The organism is Neisseria sp. HMSC061B04, assembly GCF_001836705.1.
In the GTDB taxonomy this organism is placed as follows: domain Bacteria; phylum Pseudomonadota; class Gammaproteobacteria; order Burkholderiales; family Neisseriaceae; genus Neisseria.
On the sequence record NZ_KV830178.1, the window covers coordinates 18,355 to 32,418 of the forward strand.

General features: G+C 51.3%; 11 protein-coding genes and 1 other RNA gene. 7 read left to right on the forward strand and 5 right to left on the reverse strand.

The features are described 5' to 3' along the window. The first annotated feature begins 67 nt into the window (after nt 1–67). A complete protein-coding gene (cysW, locus tag HMPREF2661_RS02435) occupies nt 68–928 on the forward strand; it encodes a sulfate ABC transporter permease subunit CysW (RefSeq protein WP_049323234.1) in 861 nt (286 codons plus the stop codon). Next, entirely contained in the window at nt 925–1,998 is a 1,074-nt protein-coding gene (locus tag HMPREF2661_RS02440) for a sulfate/molybdate ABC transporter ATP-binding protein (protein ID WP_049323233.1), read from the forward strand. The genes cysW and HMPREF2661_RS02440 overlap by 4 nt, the downstream gene beginning before the upstream one ends. Before the next feature lie 54 nt (nt 1,999–2,052). Here the strand turns inward: HMPREF2661_RS02440 and ung are convergent, their stop codons facing one another. Continuing rightward, entirely contained in the window at nt 2,053–2,712 is a 660-nt protein-coding gene (gene ung / locus HMPREF2661_RS02445) for a uracil-DNA glycosylase (RefSeq protein ID WP_049323232.1), read from the reverse strand. 207 nt (nt 2,713–2,919) lie between these two features. Here ung and HMPREF2661_RS02450 point away from each other — a divergent pair, with 207 nt between their 5' ends. From HMPREF2661_RS02450 to HMPREF2661_RS02465, 4 genes are all read left to right on the forward strand, one after another. Next, on the forward strand, nt 2,920–4,167 hold the full coding sequence (locus tag HMPREF2661_RS02450; protein WP_049323276.1) for a multifunctional CCA addition/repair protein: 1,248 nt from the start codon (nt 2,920–2,922) through the stop codon (nt 4,165–4,167). Further along, nucleotides 4,167–4,784 (forward strand): hypothetical protein, encoded by a 618-nt coding sequence (locus HMPREF2661_RS02455; protein WP_049323231.1) that lies wholly within the window; start codon nt 4,167–4,169, stop codon nt 4,782–4,784. The genes HMPREF2661_RS02450 and HMPREF2661_RS02455 overlap by 1 nt, the downstream gene beginning before the upstream one ends. 63 nt (nt 4,785–4,847) lie before the next feature. Beyond that, nucleotides 4,848–5,159 carry a hypothetical protein gene (locus HMPREF2661_RS02460; protein WP_049323230.1) on the forward strand — a complete coding sequence of 104 codons (312 nt, stop codon included), beginning with the start codon at nt 4,848–4,850 and terminating at the stop codon, nt 5,157–5,159. 167 nt (nt 5,160–5,326) lie between these two features. Continuing rightward, nucleotides 5,327–6,544, forward strand: a complete 1,218-nt coding sequence (locus tag HMPREF2661_RS02465; RefSeq protein ID WP_049323229.1) for a uracil-xanthine permease family protein — start codon at nt 5,327–5,329, stop codon at nt 6,542–6,544. A gap of 120 nt (nt 6,545–6,664) precedes the next feature. Here the strand turns inward: HMPREF2661_RS02465 and ffs are convergent. Beyond that, nucleotides 6,665–6,761: signal recognition particle sRNA small type (gene ffs, locus HMPREF2661_RS02470), an RNA gene on the reverse strand. A gap of 260 nt (nt 6,762–7,021) precedes the next feature. Between ffs and HMPREF2661_RS02475 the strand changes: the two genes are divergently transcribed. Beyond that, nucleotides 7,022–10,855, forward strand: a complete 3,834-nt coding sequence (locus tag HMPREF2661_RS02475; RefSeq protein ID WP_070822257.1) for a DUF3683 domain-containing protein — start codon at nt 7,022–7,024, stop codon at nt 10,853–10,855. Between the two features lie 163 nt (nt 10,856–11,018). On the opposite strand, the gene HMPREF2661_RS02480 is transcribed toward HMPREF2661_RS02475, so the two are convergent. The 3 genes from HMPREF2661_RS02480 to HMPREF2661_RS02490 are packed head-to-tail and all read right to left on the reverse strand — an operon-like array spanning nt 11,019 to nt 13,947. Continuing rightward, entirely contained in the window at nt 11,019–12,473 is a 1,455-nt protein-coding gene (locus HMPREF2661_RS02480; RefSeq protein ID WP_070822258.1) for a LutB/LldF family L-lactate oxidation iron-sulfur protein, read from the reverse strand. Then, complete coding sequence (locus HMPREF2661_RS02485; RefSeq protein ID WP_070822259.1) at nt 12,470–13,171, reverse strand: LutC/YkgG family protein; 702 nt, start codon at nt 13,169–13,171, stop codon at nt 12,470–12,472. The genes HMPREF2661_RS02480 and HMPREF2661_RS02485 overlap by 4 nt, the downstream gene beginning before the upstream one ends. Then, nucleotides 13,168–13,947, reverse strand: a complete 780-nt coding sequence (locus HMPREF2661_RS02490; RefSeq protein WP_070822260.1) for a (Fe-S)-binding protein — start codon at nt 13,945–13,947, stop codon at nt 13,168–13,170. The genes HMPREF2661_RS02485 and HMPREF2661_RS02490 overlap by 4 nt, the downstream gene beginning before the upstream one ends. Nucleotides 13,948–14,064 lie beyond the last annotated feature (117 nt).

Genomic DNA, 14,064 nt, shown 5'->3' on the forward strand with positions numbered 1-14,064 from the left:
GAAACATCAAGCAAACATTTTTCAGACGGCCAAAACAGATACAAGAATAAATCGAGACTACCCTACCATGAAAACCCATTCCACCAATCCAAACTTGAGCGAACCGCGTTGGCTGCGCGCATTGCTGACCGCTACCGCCTTGGGCTTTCTGCTGCTGATGCTGGTCGTGCCTTTGGTTGCCGTATTCTATGAAGCCTTAAAAGGCGGTTGGGATTTATACCTGCAATCTCTGACCGATCCCGAAGCATGGTCTGCCATCAAATTAACGCTGATTACCGCGCTGATTGTCGTTCCCGTCAATGCCGTATTGGGCGTGGCGATGGCGTGGCTGCTGACCCGTTTCGACTTCCGCGGTAAGCAGTTGCTGACCACCCTGCTCGATTTGCCGTTTTCCGTATCGCCCGTGGTGGCCGGTTTGATGTTCGTCTTATTGTTCGGTGCGCACACGGCATTGGGCGGCTGGCTCGAAGCGCAAGGCATACAGATTATCTTCGCCATTCCCGGCATTATTTTGGCGACGTTGTTCGTTACCTTCCCCTTTGTTGCGCGCGAAATCATTCCGTTAATGCAGGCGCAGGGCGACAGTGAAGAACAGGCTGCCTTGATACTCGGCGCAAACGGCTGGCAGATGTTTTGGCGCGTTACCCTGCCCAACATTAAATGGGCGCTGCTCTACGGCATCATCCTCACCAACGCCCGCGCGATGGGCGAGTTTGGCGCGGTCAGCGTGGTATCGGGGCACATTCGCGGCGAAACCAACACCATCCCGCTTTTGGTCGAAATCTTCTACAACGAATACAACTTCACCGGCGCATTCGCCCTCTCCGGCGTATTGGCACTTTTAGCCTTGGCCACCTTGCTGGTGCAAAACATCATTACCAAATTACAAGATAAAAAACTCGCCGCCGCCGAAAGGAACGCAGCATGAGCATCACTATTCAAAACTTAAACAAACACTTCGGCAGTTTCCACGCGCTGAAAAACATCAACCTCAACGTCCCCACCGGCAAACTCGTTTCCCTGCTCGGCCCTTCCGGCTGCGGCAAAACCACGCTCCTGCGCATCATCGCCGGACTGGAAAACGCCGATGACGGCAACATCCTCTTTGACGGCCAAGACGTCACCGCCAAGCATGTGCGCGAGCGCAAAGTCGGTTTCGTGTTCCAACACTACGCCCTCTTCCGCCACATGAACGTGTTTGACAACGTCGCCTTCGGTTTGACCGTATTGCCCAAGTCCGAACGTCCGTCCAAAGAACAAATCCGCACCAAAGTCGAAGAATTGCTCAAACTCGTGCAGCTCTCCCACCTCGCCAAATCCTATCCGCACCAGCTCTCCGGCGGCCAACGCCAACGCATCGCCCTCGCCCGCGCCCTTGCGGTCGAACCCAAACTCCTGCTCTTGGACGAACCCTTCGGTGCGCTGGATGCCAAAGTGCGCAAAGAATTGCGTACCTGGCTGCGCGACATTCATCACAACTTAGGCGTAACCAGCATTCTGGTGACGCACGACCAAGAAGAAGCCCTCGAAGTTTCCGATGAAATCGTCGTCATGAACCACGGCCAAATCGAACAAACCGGCAGCGCCGAAGCCATTTACCGCAAACCAGAAAACGCCTTTGTTACCGAGTTCCTCGGCGAAACCGATGCATTTGAAGGACGCATCGAAAAAGGCATTTGGCATTACCACGGTTTCGAATGGAAATTGGACGCACAATACAAATGGCAGGAACAAACCGCCATCGGCTATATCCGCCCGCACGAATGGCAGCTTGCCGCCGAAAACGAAACGCCGATGATTCGTGCCAAAATCGAAAAAATCCACGCCGTCGGGGCATTGACGCATATTCTGGTGAAACACGACAAACAAGACGTGCATATCACGCTGGCAGGCAGCGATGCCGCGCATTACCAAATCGCCGAAGGCAAAGAATTAAATCTGATTCCGAAACAGGTTTATGTCTTTTCTCAAAACGAGCTGATTGAATATTCGATTTGAGACCAAATCATAAGGCCGTCTGAAAATCTGCTTTCAGACGGCCTTTCAGCTTATTTAAACCTGCCAATCAATCGGCTCTAAACCATTTGCCTGCAAATAAGCGTTTGCCTGCGAAAAATGTTTGCAGCCAAAAAAGCCGCGATATGCCGACAAGGGCGAAGGATGCGGCGCGGTCAGCACCAAATGACGGTTGCGGTCGATAAACGCGCCTTTCTTCTGCGCATGGCTGCCCCACAGCATAAAGACCAAATGCTCGCGCTCCTTATCCAATTGTCGGATGACTTCATCGGTAAATGCCTCCCAACCGAAGGTCGCATGAGAATGCGCCACACCGGCACGGACAGTCAACACCGTGTTCAACAGCAACACGCCCTGTTCCGCCCAATGCTGCAAATAGCCGTGTTGCGGAATCTGAAAACCTTCAATATCCGTCGCCAGCTCTTTATAAATATTGACCAGCGACGGCGGCACCGCAATTTCAGGCTGGACGGAAAACGCCAAACCATGCGCCTGCCCCGCGCCGTGATACGGGTCTTGCCCCAAAATCACTACTTTTACATTTCCGAATTCAGTCGTCCGAAAGGCATTGAATACATCACGCTCAGGCGGATAAACGGTTATCCCCGCCTGCCTTTCATGGCGCACCTTCTCCAAAATCGTTTGAAAATACGCCTTTTCTTTTTCCGCACCAATCGCCTCGTGCCAAGTTTGCATTATTTGCCGCTCCGTATTTGAATGGGCTTATTATAAAGGATATGCCGCATAACGATATGGTTTGTTGCCGCCACCGGACTGAAGATTATCGACAGCAACAAGCCTAAAGCGTCATAATAGCATTCTGAATCAGGCCGTCTGAAAACCCAATACGGCTTTTCAGACGGCCTTTTTATATCGTTCGATTTTTATATGAATACACAAACCATCCAAACCTATCTTGTCGGCGGCGCCGTCCGCGACCATCTTTTAGGCCTGCCCGTCAAAGACCGCGATTGGGTAGTCGTCGGTGCAGATGCGCAAACCATGTTGGCTCAAGGCTATCAACCTGTCGGCAAGGATTTTCCCGTCTTTCTCCATCCAGACAGCCATGAAGAATACGCCCTCGCCCGTACCGAGCGCAAAACCGCCAAAGGCTATGCCGGATTCAGTTTTCATGCCGATAAAGACGTTACGCTGGAACAAGACCTGATGCGCCGCGACCTGACCATCAATGCCATGGCTCAGGATTCAGACGGCACGATCATCGATCCCTTTGGCGGACAACAAGACTTGGCGGCCGGTATCCTGCGCCACGTTTCGCCTGCCTTTGCCGAAGACCCCGTGCGGATTTTGCGTATTGCCCGTTTTGCTGCGCGTTATGGTTTTCAAATTGCCGATGAAACCATGTCGCTGATGCGGAAAATGGTAGAAAATGGCGAAGCGGATGCCTTGATTGCCGAACGCGTCTGGCAGGAATTGGCCAAAGGTTTAATGGAGAAAAACCCGCGCAAAATGATTGAAGTTTTGCGCGAATGCGGCGCACTCAAAGTCTTGCTGCCCGAGCTTGACGCCCTTTTCGGCGTACCGCAACGCGCCGACTATCATCCCGAAATCGACAGCGGTATCCATACGCTGATGGTTGTACAACGGGCCGCCGAAATGAATCTGTCCCTCGCCGAACGCTATGCCGCCCTATTACACGACTTGGGCAAGGCAAAAACACCGGCCGATATCCTGCCGAAACACTACGAACACGACATCAACGGCGTCGAACCCGTCCGCGAAGTCAATCAACGCCTGCGCGCGCCCAAACACTGCGCCGAGCTTGCCGAACTCGTCTGCCGCTGGCACATCATGTTCCACCAAGTCGGGCAGTTCAAAAGCAAAACCATTTTGAATGTTTTGAAAAAAACCGACGCATTCCGCCGCCCCGAACGTTTTCAGACGGCCTTAAACGTCTGCGTGGCCGACAAACAAGGCCGTCTGAATCTTGAAGATACCCCCTATCCGCAACGCGAACACTGGCTGGCTTTACTTGAGGCCGCCAGCAAAGTAGATGCAGGCAAAATTGCCGCCGAGTGCCGCGCGCAAGGAAAAGCGCACCTTATCGCCGAACAAATTGATCATGCCCGCTTAGCGCAAATTACACCGCTGCAAAAAGCGTATCAGGCTGAAAAAATAGGAAGCTATTGATGGTATCTTCGCGTTATAAAATCAAACAAACACCAAGTAAAATTACCTTGTTAGCAAAAATTATACGAAACCGACTCAAACTTCTATTAACTTGTAGAGACCTTGTAATCTTACTATTGATATTGGCAAACATTCCAAATTTAAACTTTGAATCAGCATTTAATATCATACTCCTTATATTTTTGGGTCTGCTTTTTTGCCAAGGTGTTTATGACTTACTGTGGCAACTTTTTGGACAAGAACATATTCATGTTCATGTTCAAAATGGGATACTTTCACATCAATTCACGCTATTTGGATTGGGAAAAGGTAAAAAATTTTCACTCGTAGAAATATCGCAATGGCAGCCACATGAGAACTATGCAAATACAGAAAACACTAAAATCACACTACGTAATTATTTGAGCCAGAGAAGAAATAAATCCACCATCTCCAGCCCCTTACGAAAACCAAATAGCAAACAAGGTGCATGGTCATTTGTTTATCATGGAGAAACCATACACATCGGTGAATTTTTTTATAGCGAAGACTACCAAGCAATTAACTCGAAATTAAACAGCTTAATGCCAAAAAAAGCCAAAACAGAGACACTTTTCAAACCAGAAAACGACCTTTAAAACAATCACCACAATATCCGCTATAATCCTCATCTTGACCATCTTATTTCAACAATAAAAATCATGACCATCCAGACCGATTTACTTCACAAAAAAATCAGCAATGAAGATTATCAACGCCTCATTGTCAAACACAGCGAATCTTTCAGCGACGGCGAAATCCGCCTATTGAATGAGATTTTGGAGAAATTTGAATTCGATGTCGTACAGGAACAAGCATTGGCGCAAGCGGTGATGCAGCAGGTGCGCTTTGACCCCAACGCCTACCATATCGACAGCGACGACGAAGACACCACAGGCATCTGCCCCCACTGCATCAATCCGCCCATGCCGCCCCTGCGCGATTATCTGGTTTGGCGCGAAACACGCGGCTAAAAATTTTCCTAATCGATTTTGATAAGTTACTAACCATTCGCTATCGAATAAGGCCGTCTGAACAGGTGTCATCGTTACATCTGTTCAGACGGCCTTTTGTAAATAAATGTTCACAATTAGGATAAATCAGTATAATCTGCGCCGTTTGAATTTTCTTCGGAGCTTTTATGAATCAGCTTAAAACGGCGGTAGCCGGTGCGCAGATTTTGTTTGTCGCATTCGGTGCTATGGTGCTTGTGCCGCTTCTGACGGGACTGAACCCGGCTTTGGCGTTATTGGGTGCAGGCTTGGGCACTTTGTTGTTCCAATTGGTTACCAAACGTAAAGTGCCGATTTTCCTCGGCTCTTCTTTTGCCTTTATTGCACCGATTATCTACTCCATCGGCGAATGGGGCCTGCCTTCTACCATGTTCGGCCTGTTTGCGGCCGGCTTCATGTACTTCGTCTTTGCCGCGCTGATTAGATGGCGCGGTCTGGATGCGGTACACAAGCTGTTGCCACCCGTGGTTATCGGCCCGGTGATTATGGTAATCGGCTTGTCCGTGGCCGCCGCAGCCAGCAGCATGGCAATGGGTCAATCAGGCGGCAAGCAGATCATCGACTATATCGATTCGCTGATTCTGTCCGGCTTTACCTTTGCGGTAACCGTCATCGTTTCTGTCTTCGGCAGCAAAATGATGAAGCTGATTCCGATTCTGATCGGCGTGGCTTCCGGCTATGTGTTGGCTTTAATCATGGGCTTGGTCGATACCGGCGCCATCATCAACGCTCCTTGGTTTGCCGTCCCTCATTTTGAAACGCCTCAAGTCAACTGGCAGGCTGCCTTGTTTATGCTGCCCGTTGCTATCGCCCCAGCCATCGAACACATCGGCGGCATCATGGCCATCGGCAATGTAACTGGCAAAAACTACACCAAAGACCCGGGCTTAGATAAAACCCTCGCCGGCGACGGCTTGGGCGTATGCGTGGCCGGTTTGATCGGCGGCCCTCCTGTAACCACTTACGGCGAAGTAACCGGCGCGGTGATGATTACCAAAAACAGCAACCCCGTCATCATGACTTGGGCGGCAATTTTTGCGATTTGCATGGCGTTTTTCGGTAAATTCAACGCGTTTTTGGCTTCGATCCCCATGCCGGTTATGGGCGGTATTATGTTGCTGCTGTTCGGTACTATCGCTTCTTTGGGCATCAAAACATTGATTGATGCGAAAGTCGATTTGATGCAGCCGAAAAACCTGGTTATCGTCAGCTCCGTATTGACGACTGGCATCGGCGGCATGATTATCAAAGTAGGTACTTTGAGCTTCGCCGGTGTAGGTTTATGCGCCGTATTGGCCATTATCCTGAACTGTGTTTTGCCCAATACAAAATCAGAAGAAGCATAAATAGTTTGCTCATAAACTCAAAGGCCGTCTGAAAATGAGATTTCAGACGGCCTTTTGATCATTACGCTTTATACAATGAAAAATGCCGGAGACTCAATCATCTCCGGCATTTTTGAATAAGGTGGCGAGCCGAACCCCCGGCACTGGCTCATCAGAGTGGGCTGCTGGCTTCCGCCCCTGACCCGGTGTTCCGAATTACCATGCGGGGAGACCCGCCATAGAAGAAACGCATTATAGCGGTTTTACAGAAAAACTCAAGCGATAAAATCTGTCAGGCCGTCTGAAAACCAGTTACACGTCAAGATTGTAAACAATATGTTTCAATTAGAAATCATTCCCATTGAAATGTTTATTGTCTTTTGCATTGAAAAATATCGAAAATTACACTACATTAACACTTCATGCCATCAAGAAGAAATCGTATTTTTCAGACGGCCTTTAATATAAAAACATTATACCTATCAACGGAACTCAACCATGACCACGACTACCGCCCCGCAGCGTATTCGGGAAATTCCCTACAACTATACTTCCTACACCGACCGCGAAATCATCATCCGACTTTTAGGCAACGAAGCATGGCAAATTTTACAAGACCTGCGAGGCCAACGTAAAACAGGACGTTCGGCGCGGATGTTGTTTGAAGTGTTGGGCGATATTTGGGTGGTCGTGCGCAATCCGTATCTGGTCGATGATTTGCTGGAGCACCCGAAACGCCGCGCCGCGCTGGTGCGGGAAATGCGCCACCGGTTGAACGAAATCCGCAAACGCCGCGACGACAATCCGCAAGTCGATGTCTTGGTGGCGGAGGCGGAAAAGGCGGTCGAGCGTTTTGACGGCAGCTTTGACGAAACACGCCAAAAGCGGCGGCAGATTTTGGAACGTTTGAGCAAAATCACCAAGCCGCACAATATTATGTTTGACGGATTGGCTCGCGTAACGCACGTTACCGATGCGACCGACTGGCGCGTGGAGTATCCGTTTGTCGTCGTCAATCCTGATACCGAGGCAGAAATTGCGTCTTTGGTGCGCGCCTTAATCGAGCTGGATTTGGTCATTATCCCGCGCGGCGGCGGCACGGGTTATACCGGCGGCGCCGTACCTCTGGATGCAAACAGCGCGGTCATCAATACGGAAAAACTGGACAAGCATCGCGGCGTGGAATTTGTCGAACTAGCGGGTTTAAACGGCAAACATCCGATTATCCATTGCGGCGCGGGCGTGGTAACGCGGCGGGTGGAAGAAACCGCGCATCAGGCGGGTTTGGTGTTCGCCGTCGATCCGACTTCGGCCGATGCGTCCTGCGTGGGCGGCAATGTGGCGATGAACGCGGGCGGCAAAAAAGCCGTGCTGTGGGGGACGGCGCTGGACAACCTTGCCTACTGGCAGATGGTCAACCCGCAGGGCGAATGGCTGCGCATCGAGCGCGTGCGCCACAATTTTGGCAAAATCCACGACGAAGAAACTGCCGTATTCGACGTGCACACGTTAGATTCAGACGGCCTCAATATCGTTAAAACCGAACGCTTGGAAATCCCCGGCCACAAATTCCGTAAAGTCGGTTTGGGCAAAGACGTTACCGACAAATTCTTGAGCGGCCTGCCCGGCGTGCAGAAAGAAGGCACGGACGGCATCATCACCAGCGTCGCCTTCGTGTTGCATAAAATGCCGAAATACACGCGCACCGTGTGTATGGAGTTTTTCGGCACGGTCGCCACCGCTACACCTTCTATCGTTGAAATCCGCGATTTCCTGCTCGCCCACGACAGCGTGCGGCTGGCGGGTTTGGAGCATCTGGACTGGCGTTATGTCCGCGCCGTCGGTTACGCCACCAAAGCGGCGGGCAAAGGGCGGCCGAAAATGGTCTTGCTGGCGGACGTGGTTTCAGACGACGAAGCCGCCGTAGAGGCAGCCGCCGAACACATCTGCGAACTTGCCCGCGCCCGCGACGGCGAAGGCTTTATCGCCGTGTCGCCCGAAGCGCGCAAAACCTTCTGGCTCGACCGCAGCCGCACCGCCGCCATCGCCAAACACACCAACGCCTTTAAAATCAACGAAGACGTGGTGATTCCGCTGGAGCTGCTGGGCGAGTATTCGGACGGTATCGAACGCATCAACATCGAGCTTTCCATCCAAAACAAACTCACCCTGTGCGCCGCATTGGAGCAATATCTTTCCGGCAAACTCCCCATCGACAAGATGGGTACGGACCTGCCGACCGCCGAACTTTTGGGCGAACGCGGCAAACACGCCCTTGCCCACGTTTCCGCTGTCAAAGAACGTTGGGACTGGTTGCTCGCCCATCTGGACACGCCGCTTGCCGACTACAAAGCCCGCTACGGCGCAACCGTCCATGCCGCGCCCGAAGCCAAAGACGACGAGAGCTGTTTCACCGCATTCCGCGACTTCCGCCTGCGCGTGTCCGTCAAAGAAGACGTAATGAAACCGCTCGCCGAAATCTTCAGCGGCAAAACCGACACCAAAATCATCGAAGGCTTGGGCAAGATCCACGCCAAAACCGTGCGCGGGCGTGTCTTCGTCGCCCTGCACATGCACGCCGGCGACGGCAACGTCCACACCAACATCCCCGTCAATTCAGACGACGCCCAAATGCTTCAGACGGCCTACCGTTCGGTCGAACGCATTATGAAGCTCGCCCGCTCGCTCGGCGGCGTGATTTCCGGCGAACACGGCATCGGCATCACCAAGCTCGAATTTCTGACCGATGAGGATTTGCAGCCGTTTTGGAACTACAAAAACCAAGTCGACCCCAAACACACCTTCAACCGTCACAAACTGATGAAAGGTTCGGACTTACGCAACGCCTACACGCCGTCTTTCGAGCTGTTGGGCGCGGAATCGCTGATTATGGAGAAATCAGACCTCGGCACCATCGCCGATTCCGTCAAAGACTGCCTGCGCTGCGGCAAATGCAAACCCGTCTGCTCCACCCACGTTCCGCGTGCCAACCTGCTGTACAGCCCGCGCAACAAAATCCTCGGCGTGGGGCTCTTGACCGAAGCCTTCTTATACGAAGAGCAAACCCGCCGCGGCGTTTCCATCAAACACTTTGAAGAACTCATGGACATCGGCGACCACTGCACCGTGTGCCACCGCTGTGTCAAACCCTGCCCCGTCAACATCGACTTCGGCGACGTAACCGTAGCCATCCGCAATTACCTTGCCGATTCCGGCCACAAACGCTTCTCACCCGCCGCATCGATGGGCATGGCATTTTTGAACGCCACCGGTCCCAAAACCATCAAAGCCCTGCGCGCCGCCATGATACAGACCGGTTTCCCCGCGCAGAACTTTGCCTACAAAATCGGCAAGCTTCTTCCGATCGGCACTAAAAAGCAAAAAGCCGAACCCAAAGCCACCATCGGTACCGCCTCAATCAAAGAACAGGTTATCCATTTCATCAACCGCCCTTTGCCCAAAAGCGTACCTGCCAAAACTCCGCGCTCCATGCTGGGCATAGAAGATGACAAGAGCATCCCCATCATCCGCAATCCAGCTGCGCCGGAAGATGCCGAAGCCGTGTTCTACTTCCCAGGTTGCGGCTCTGAGCGCCTGTTCAGCCAAATCGGACTCGCCGTCCAAGCCATGCTTTGGCATGTCGGTGTACAAACCGTCCTGCCGCCGGGCTATATGTGTTGCGGCTATCCGCAGGATGCGGGTGGTAACAAGGCAAAAGCCGAGCAGATGAGCACCAACAACCGCGTCGCCTTCCACCGCATGGCGAACACCCTCAACTACCTCGACATCAAAACTGTCGTCGTCAGTTGCGGCACCTGCTACGACCAGCTCGAAAAATACCGCTTCGAAGAAATCTTCCCCGGCTGCCGCATCATCGACATCCACGAATACCTGCTCGAAAAAGGTGTGAAACTGAACGGCGTGAAAGGTCAGCAATACCTCTACCACGACCCCTGTCACACGCCCATCAAAACCATGAACGCCACCCAAATGGCAAGCAGCCTCATGGGGCAGAAAATCGTCTTAAGCGACCGCTGCTGCGGCGAATCCGGCATGTTCGCCGTCAAACGACCCGACATCGCCACCCAAGTCAAATTCCGCAAACAGGAAGAAATCGAGAAAAACCTCAAAGAGCTGCCGCAGGGCGAACCCGTCAAAATGCTCACCTCCTGCCCCGCCTGCCTGCAAGGCTTGAGCCGCTACGCCGACGATAACGATATGCCCGCCGACTATATCGTCATCGAAATGGCGAAACACATCCTCGGCGAAAACTGGCTGGACGAGTTTGTAAAAAAAGCCAATAACGGTGGCGTGGAGAAAGTGTTGCTTTAAACTTTGTGCTGCAATAAAGGCCGTCTGAAATTCATTTTCAGACGGCCTCTTATTTAATAGAAATAAGCTAATGAAATTAATTACTATCAGTCATTCAACACCAGTAATATTCAATAAAAAATAAAACCTGAGGCTTTTATCCCCCAGGTTTTATTTTCAAGCCTTATGCTTTTTCTTGCTGACGTTTTCTTTCTGCCATCATCTCATGCAATGTTTGCTTGGCAGGTTTCATCGGAACATGGTTATTGGTCCAGCTTAACTGCTTGCTTGGCGTCAATGCACGGAATTTGGTAGCCGCCCAGCCGAATGCTCGATAAGCCTTACTACCGCTGAAAATGCCGTTAAAGGTTCGCCATGCCATTTGCTCGCCGAAGGTATGTGATGCACCTTGACCGCGGATGGGATGAGGAACGGTTTCTGTTGGCGAACGTTGTGCTTCAACGCGCAGACGTTGCATTTGTTCGGTAATCGGAATGCGTACCGGGCAAACTTCGACACAAGCGCCGCACATGGTACATGCAGTCGGCAGATCGCGTGTCGCATCCAAGCCCAACAAATGCGGAGAGATAATCTCGCCAATCGGACCGGGATAAGTCGTGCCGTAAGCCGCGCCACCGATACGGGTGTAAACCGGACAATGGTTCATACACGCGCCACAACGGATACATTGCAAGGTACGGCGCATTTGATCTTCTGCATACGCTTGGCTACGGCCGTTATCAAGCAATACCAAGTGCATTTCTTGAGGACCGTCCAATTCTTCGCTGCGGCGAGGTCCGGTAATCATATTGAAATAAGTGGTAATGTTCTGACCGATGGCAGAGCGTGGCAACAGGCTGTACAAAGGCGGCACATCCGACAGTTTCGCAACCACTTTTTCAATACCGGTAATGGCGATGTGCACAGGCGGCACAGTGGTACTCAAGCGGCCGTTACCTTCGTTTTCCACCAGACACAGCGTACCTGTTTCTGCAACGGCAAAGTTCACACCACTCAAACCGACATCGGCAGTGCTGTAAATATCACGCAAGGCTTTACGCGCAAATCCGGTCAGTTGGTCCACGTCGTCTGTTAATGGAGTACCAAGATTTTGATGGAAAAGTTCGCTCACCTGCTCTTTGGTCTTGTGAATGGCAGGCATCACAATATGGGTTGGTTTCTCGCCGGCCATTTGGACGATAAACTCGCCCAAGTCGCTCTCAATCGCTTTGATGCCCCGGTCTTGCAGATAATGGTTCAGCTCAATCTCTTCGCTGACCATAGATTTGCCTTTCACCATTAGCTTACCGTTTTTATCGGTAATGATGTTGTGAATGATTTGGCAGGCTTCGGCCGGTGTTTCCGCCCAGTGGACTTTAACGCCCAACTTGGTCAGGTTTGCTTCTAATTGTTCCAATAATGCAGGCAATTTGGACAACGAACGTTGACGGACGTGTTCACACAAATCCCGCAGGCTTTGCAGCTCTTCTTCATCTGTCAAAACGGCTTTACGCTTGGTCATCAGCATATCCATCGCCGTACGCAAGCTTTTACGCAAAGGCTTGTCTTGCAAAGAAATCGCAGCGTTTTGCTTGAACGTTTCCGGCTTCATATGGAATTTAATGGTTTGGGAACTCATGCTTTTTCCTCCAAATCGGCAGGGGAAATATGATCAGGCAGGACGGCCAAAACCACCAAATCACGCGGGCCGTGTGCACCATAGGCCAAAGTCAATTGAATATCGGCAGTCTTAGACGGGCCGGAAATCAAAATAACGTTGGTAGGCATACCTTTTTCTACCAGTTTTTCGCCTTCAACAGCATTATGGAATTCGTTGTACATTTTGCTGGTGTCAAACAGGCAGAAATGCACAGGCGGTACCAAACTCAAACTACGCGGCTCCAGAGGACTGGATTCCAGCATAATCGTACCGGTACGGGCAATACCGCATTTAGAGCCGCTAAATCCGGCCTCAATATCGGCAAAGAATTCGTTTTTCCAGTCGTCGATTTTTCGCTCAAAACCGCGCGGTTCGATATCGGTATCAGCCAAAGCTGCACGAGCCAGCTGGCCGTGTTCTGTTTCCAATGGCAGCAGAATGTTTTTCAAACCTTTGCCTTCGGCTGCTTGGCGGAATACTTGCGGCCAATTGGTTTTGGTAACCCAATAGATTTCCGTTTTGACGGCACGCATGGCAGTCGCCCAATGTTTCAAGCGTTCAACATCGTTTGCCCAAGATACGCCCATTTCACGGTAATAATCGAAAACCGGCGGCTCTTCCATCGGCAAGGCATCGGCTTTTTTCAATTTCGCCAAAATATTTTCGCGCGCGCTCATGCTTTACCTCCGGTGCGTTCCAACAGGAAAGATGCAATATGTTTCGGACGTGGCATATTCGGTTCGTCTTTAGCGATTTTGCCGCCGATATTCATCATGCAGCCGCAGTCTGCACTAATGATTTCGGTCGCGCCGGTTTCTTTCAGGGCTGCGACTTTGTCGGTTACCATCGCGCCGGAAATATCGGCCTGTTTCACAGAGAATGTACCGCCAAAACCGCAACACTCGCTTTCATGGTCGTGAACGATACGCTCGACATTTTCCATGCCGTCAATCAGCTGCCAGCCTGACAGATGGACATTCATTTCACGACGCGCCGCGCAAGAAGTATGAACGGCCACCTTAACCGGCTCGCCTTTATCTTCAGGTTTGTAGCCGATGGCCAGCAGGAAGTGGGTAAATTCAATGATACGGTTGGCGCAATCAATGGCTTTTTGCTCGTACTCGGTACCTTTAAACAAAGTCGGCCAGTGATGTTTCATCATGCCGCCGCAAGAACCGGACGGTACGACAATCGGCCAATTTTCCGGGAATAAATCCAATTGGGCTTTGGCCACATCAAAAGCTTCTTTCGGATGGCCGGACGAATAGGCTGGTTGACCGCAGCAGCTCTGCTCCATTGGATAATGGACGCGGATGCCTTGTTGTTCGATTAAGGTAATGGCATCCATACCCGCTTCCGGCATAAAGATGTCGAGAACGCAAGTACCGAAGAAATAAACATCGGTCGGCTTGCTGTCGTATGCAGTGATTTGTGGTGGTTTGATTACGCTCATTTTTTTTGGAACGGGACAACCCGTTTTCTTGTGTAAAAGTTAAGATGGGTACTTTAAGTAATTGCTTGTAATGGGTCAAGTCTAATTTTAAAAAATAATATTAAACAAGCATGACAA

What these genes read in the sequence shown, in the direction of transcription:
- HMPREF2661_RS02490 (WP_070822260.1), bottom strand. Translation starts at nt 13,947, where the DNA reads ATGAGCGTAATCAAACCACCACAAATCACTGCATACGACAGCAAGCCG.
- HMPREF2661_RS02475 (WP_070822257.1), top strand. Translation starts at nt 7,022, where the DNA reads ATGACCACGACTACCGCCCCGCAGCGTATTCGGGAAATTCCCTACAAC.
- HMPREF2661_RS02460 (WP_049323230.1), top strand. Translation starts at nt 4,848, where the DNA reads ATGACCATCCAGACCGATTTACTTCACAAAAAAATCAGCAATGAAGAT.
- HMPREF2661_RS02480 (WP_070822258.1), bottom strand. Translation starts at nt 12,473, where the DNA reads ATGAGTTCCCAAACCATTAAATTCCATATGAAGCCGGAAACGTTCAAG.
- cysW (WP_049323234.1), top strand. Translation starts at nt 68, where the DNA reads ATGAAAACCCATTCCACCAATCCAAACTTGAGCGAACCGCGTTGGCTG.
- ung (WP_049323232.1), bottom strand. Translation starts at nt 2,712, where the DNA reads ATGCAAACTTGGCACGAGGCGATTGGTGCGGAAAAAGAAAAGGCGTAT.
- HMPREF2661_RS02485 (WP_070822259.1), bottom strand. Translation starts at nt 13,171, where the DNA reads ATGAGCGCGCGCGAAAATATTTTGGCGAAATTGAAAAAAGCCGATGCC.
- HMPREF2661_RS02455 (WP_049323231.1), top strand. Translation starts at nt 4,167, where the DNA reads ATGGTATCTTCGCGTTATAAAATCAAACAAACACCAAGTAAAATTACC.
- HMPREF2661_RS02465 (WP_049323229.1), top strand. Translation starts at nt 5,327, where the DNA reads ATGAATCAGCTTAAAACGGCGGTAGCCGGTGCGCAGATTTTGTTTGTC.
- HMPREF2661_RS02440 (WP_049323233.1), top strand. Translation starts at nt 925, where the DNA reads ATGAGCATCACTATTCAAAACTTAAACAAACACTTCGGCAGTTTCCAC.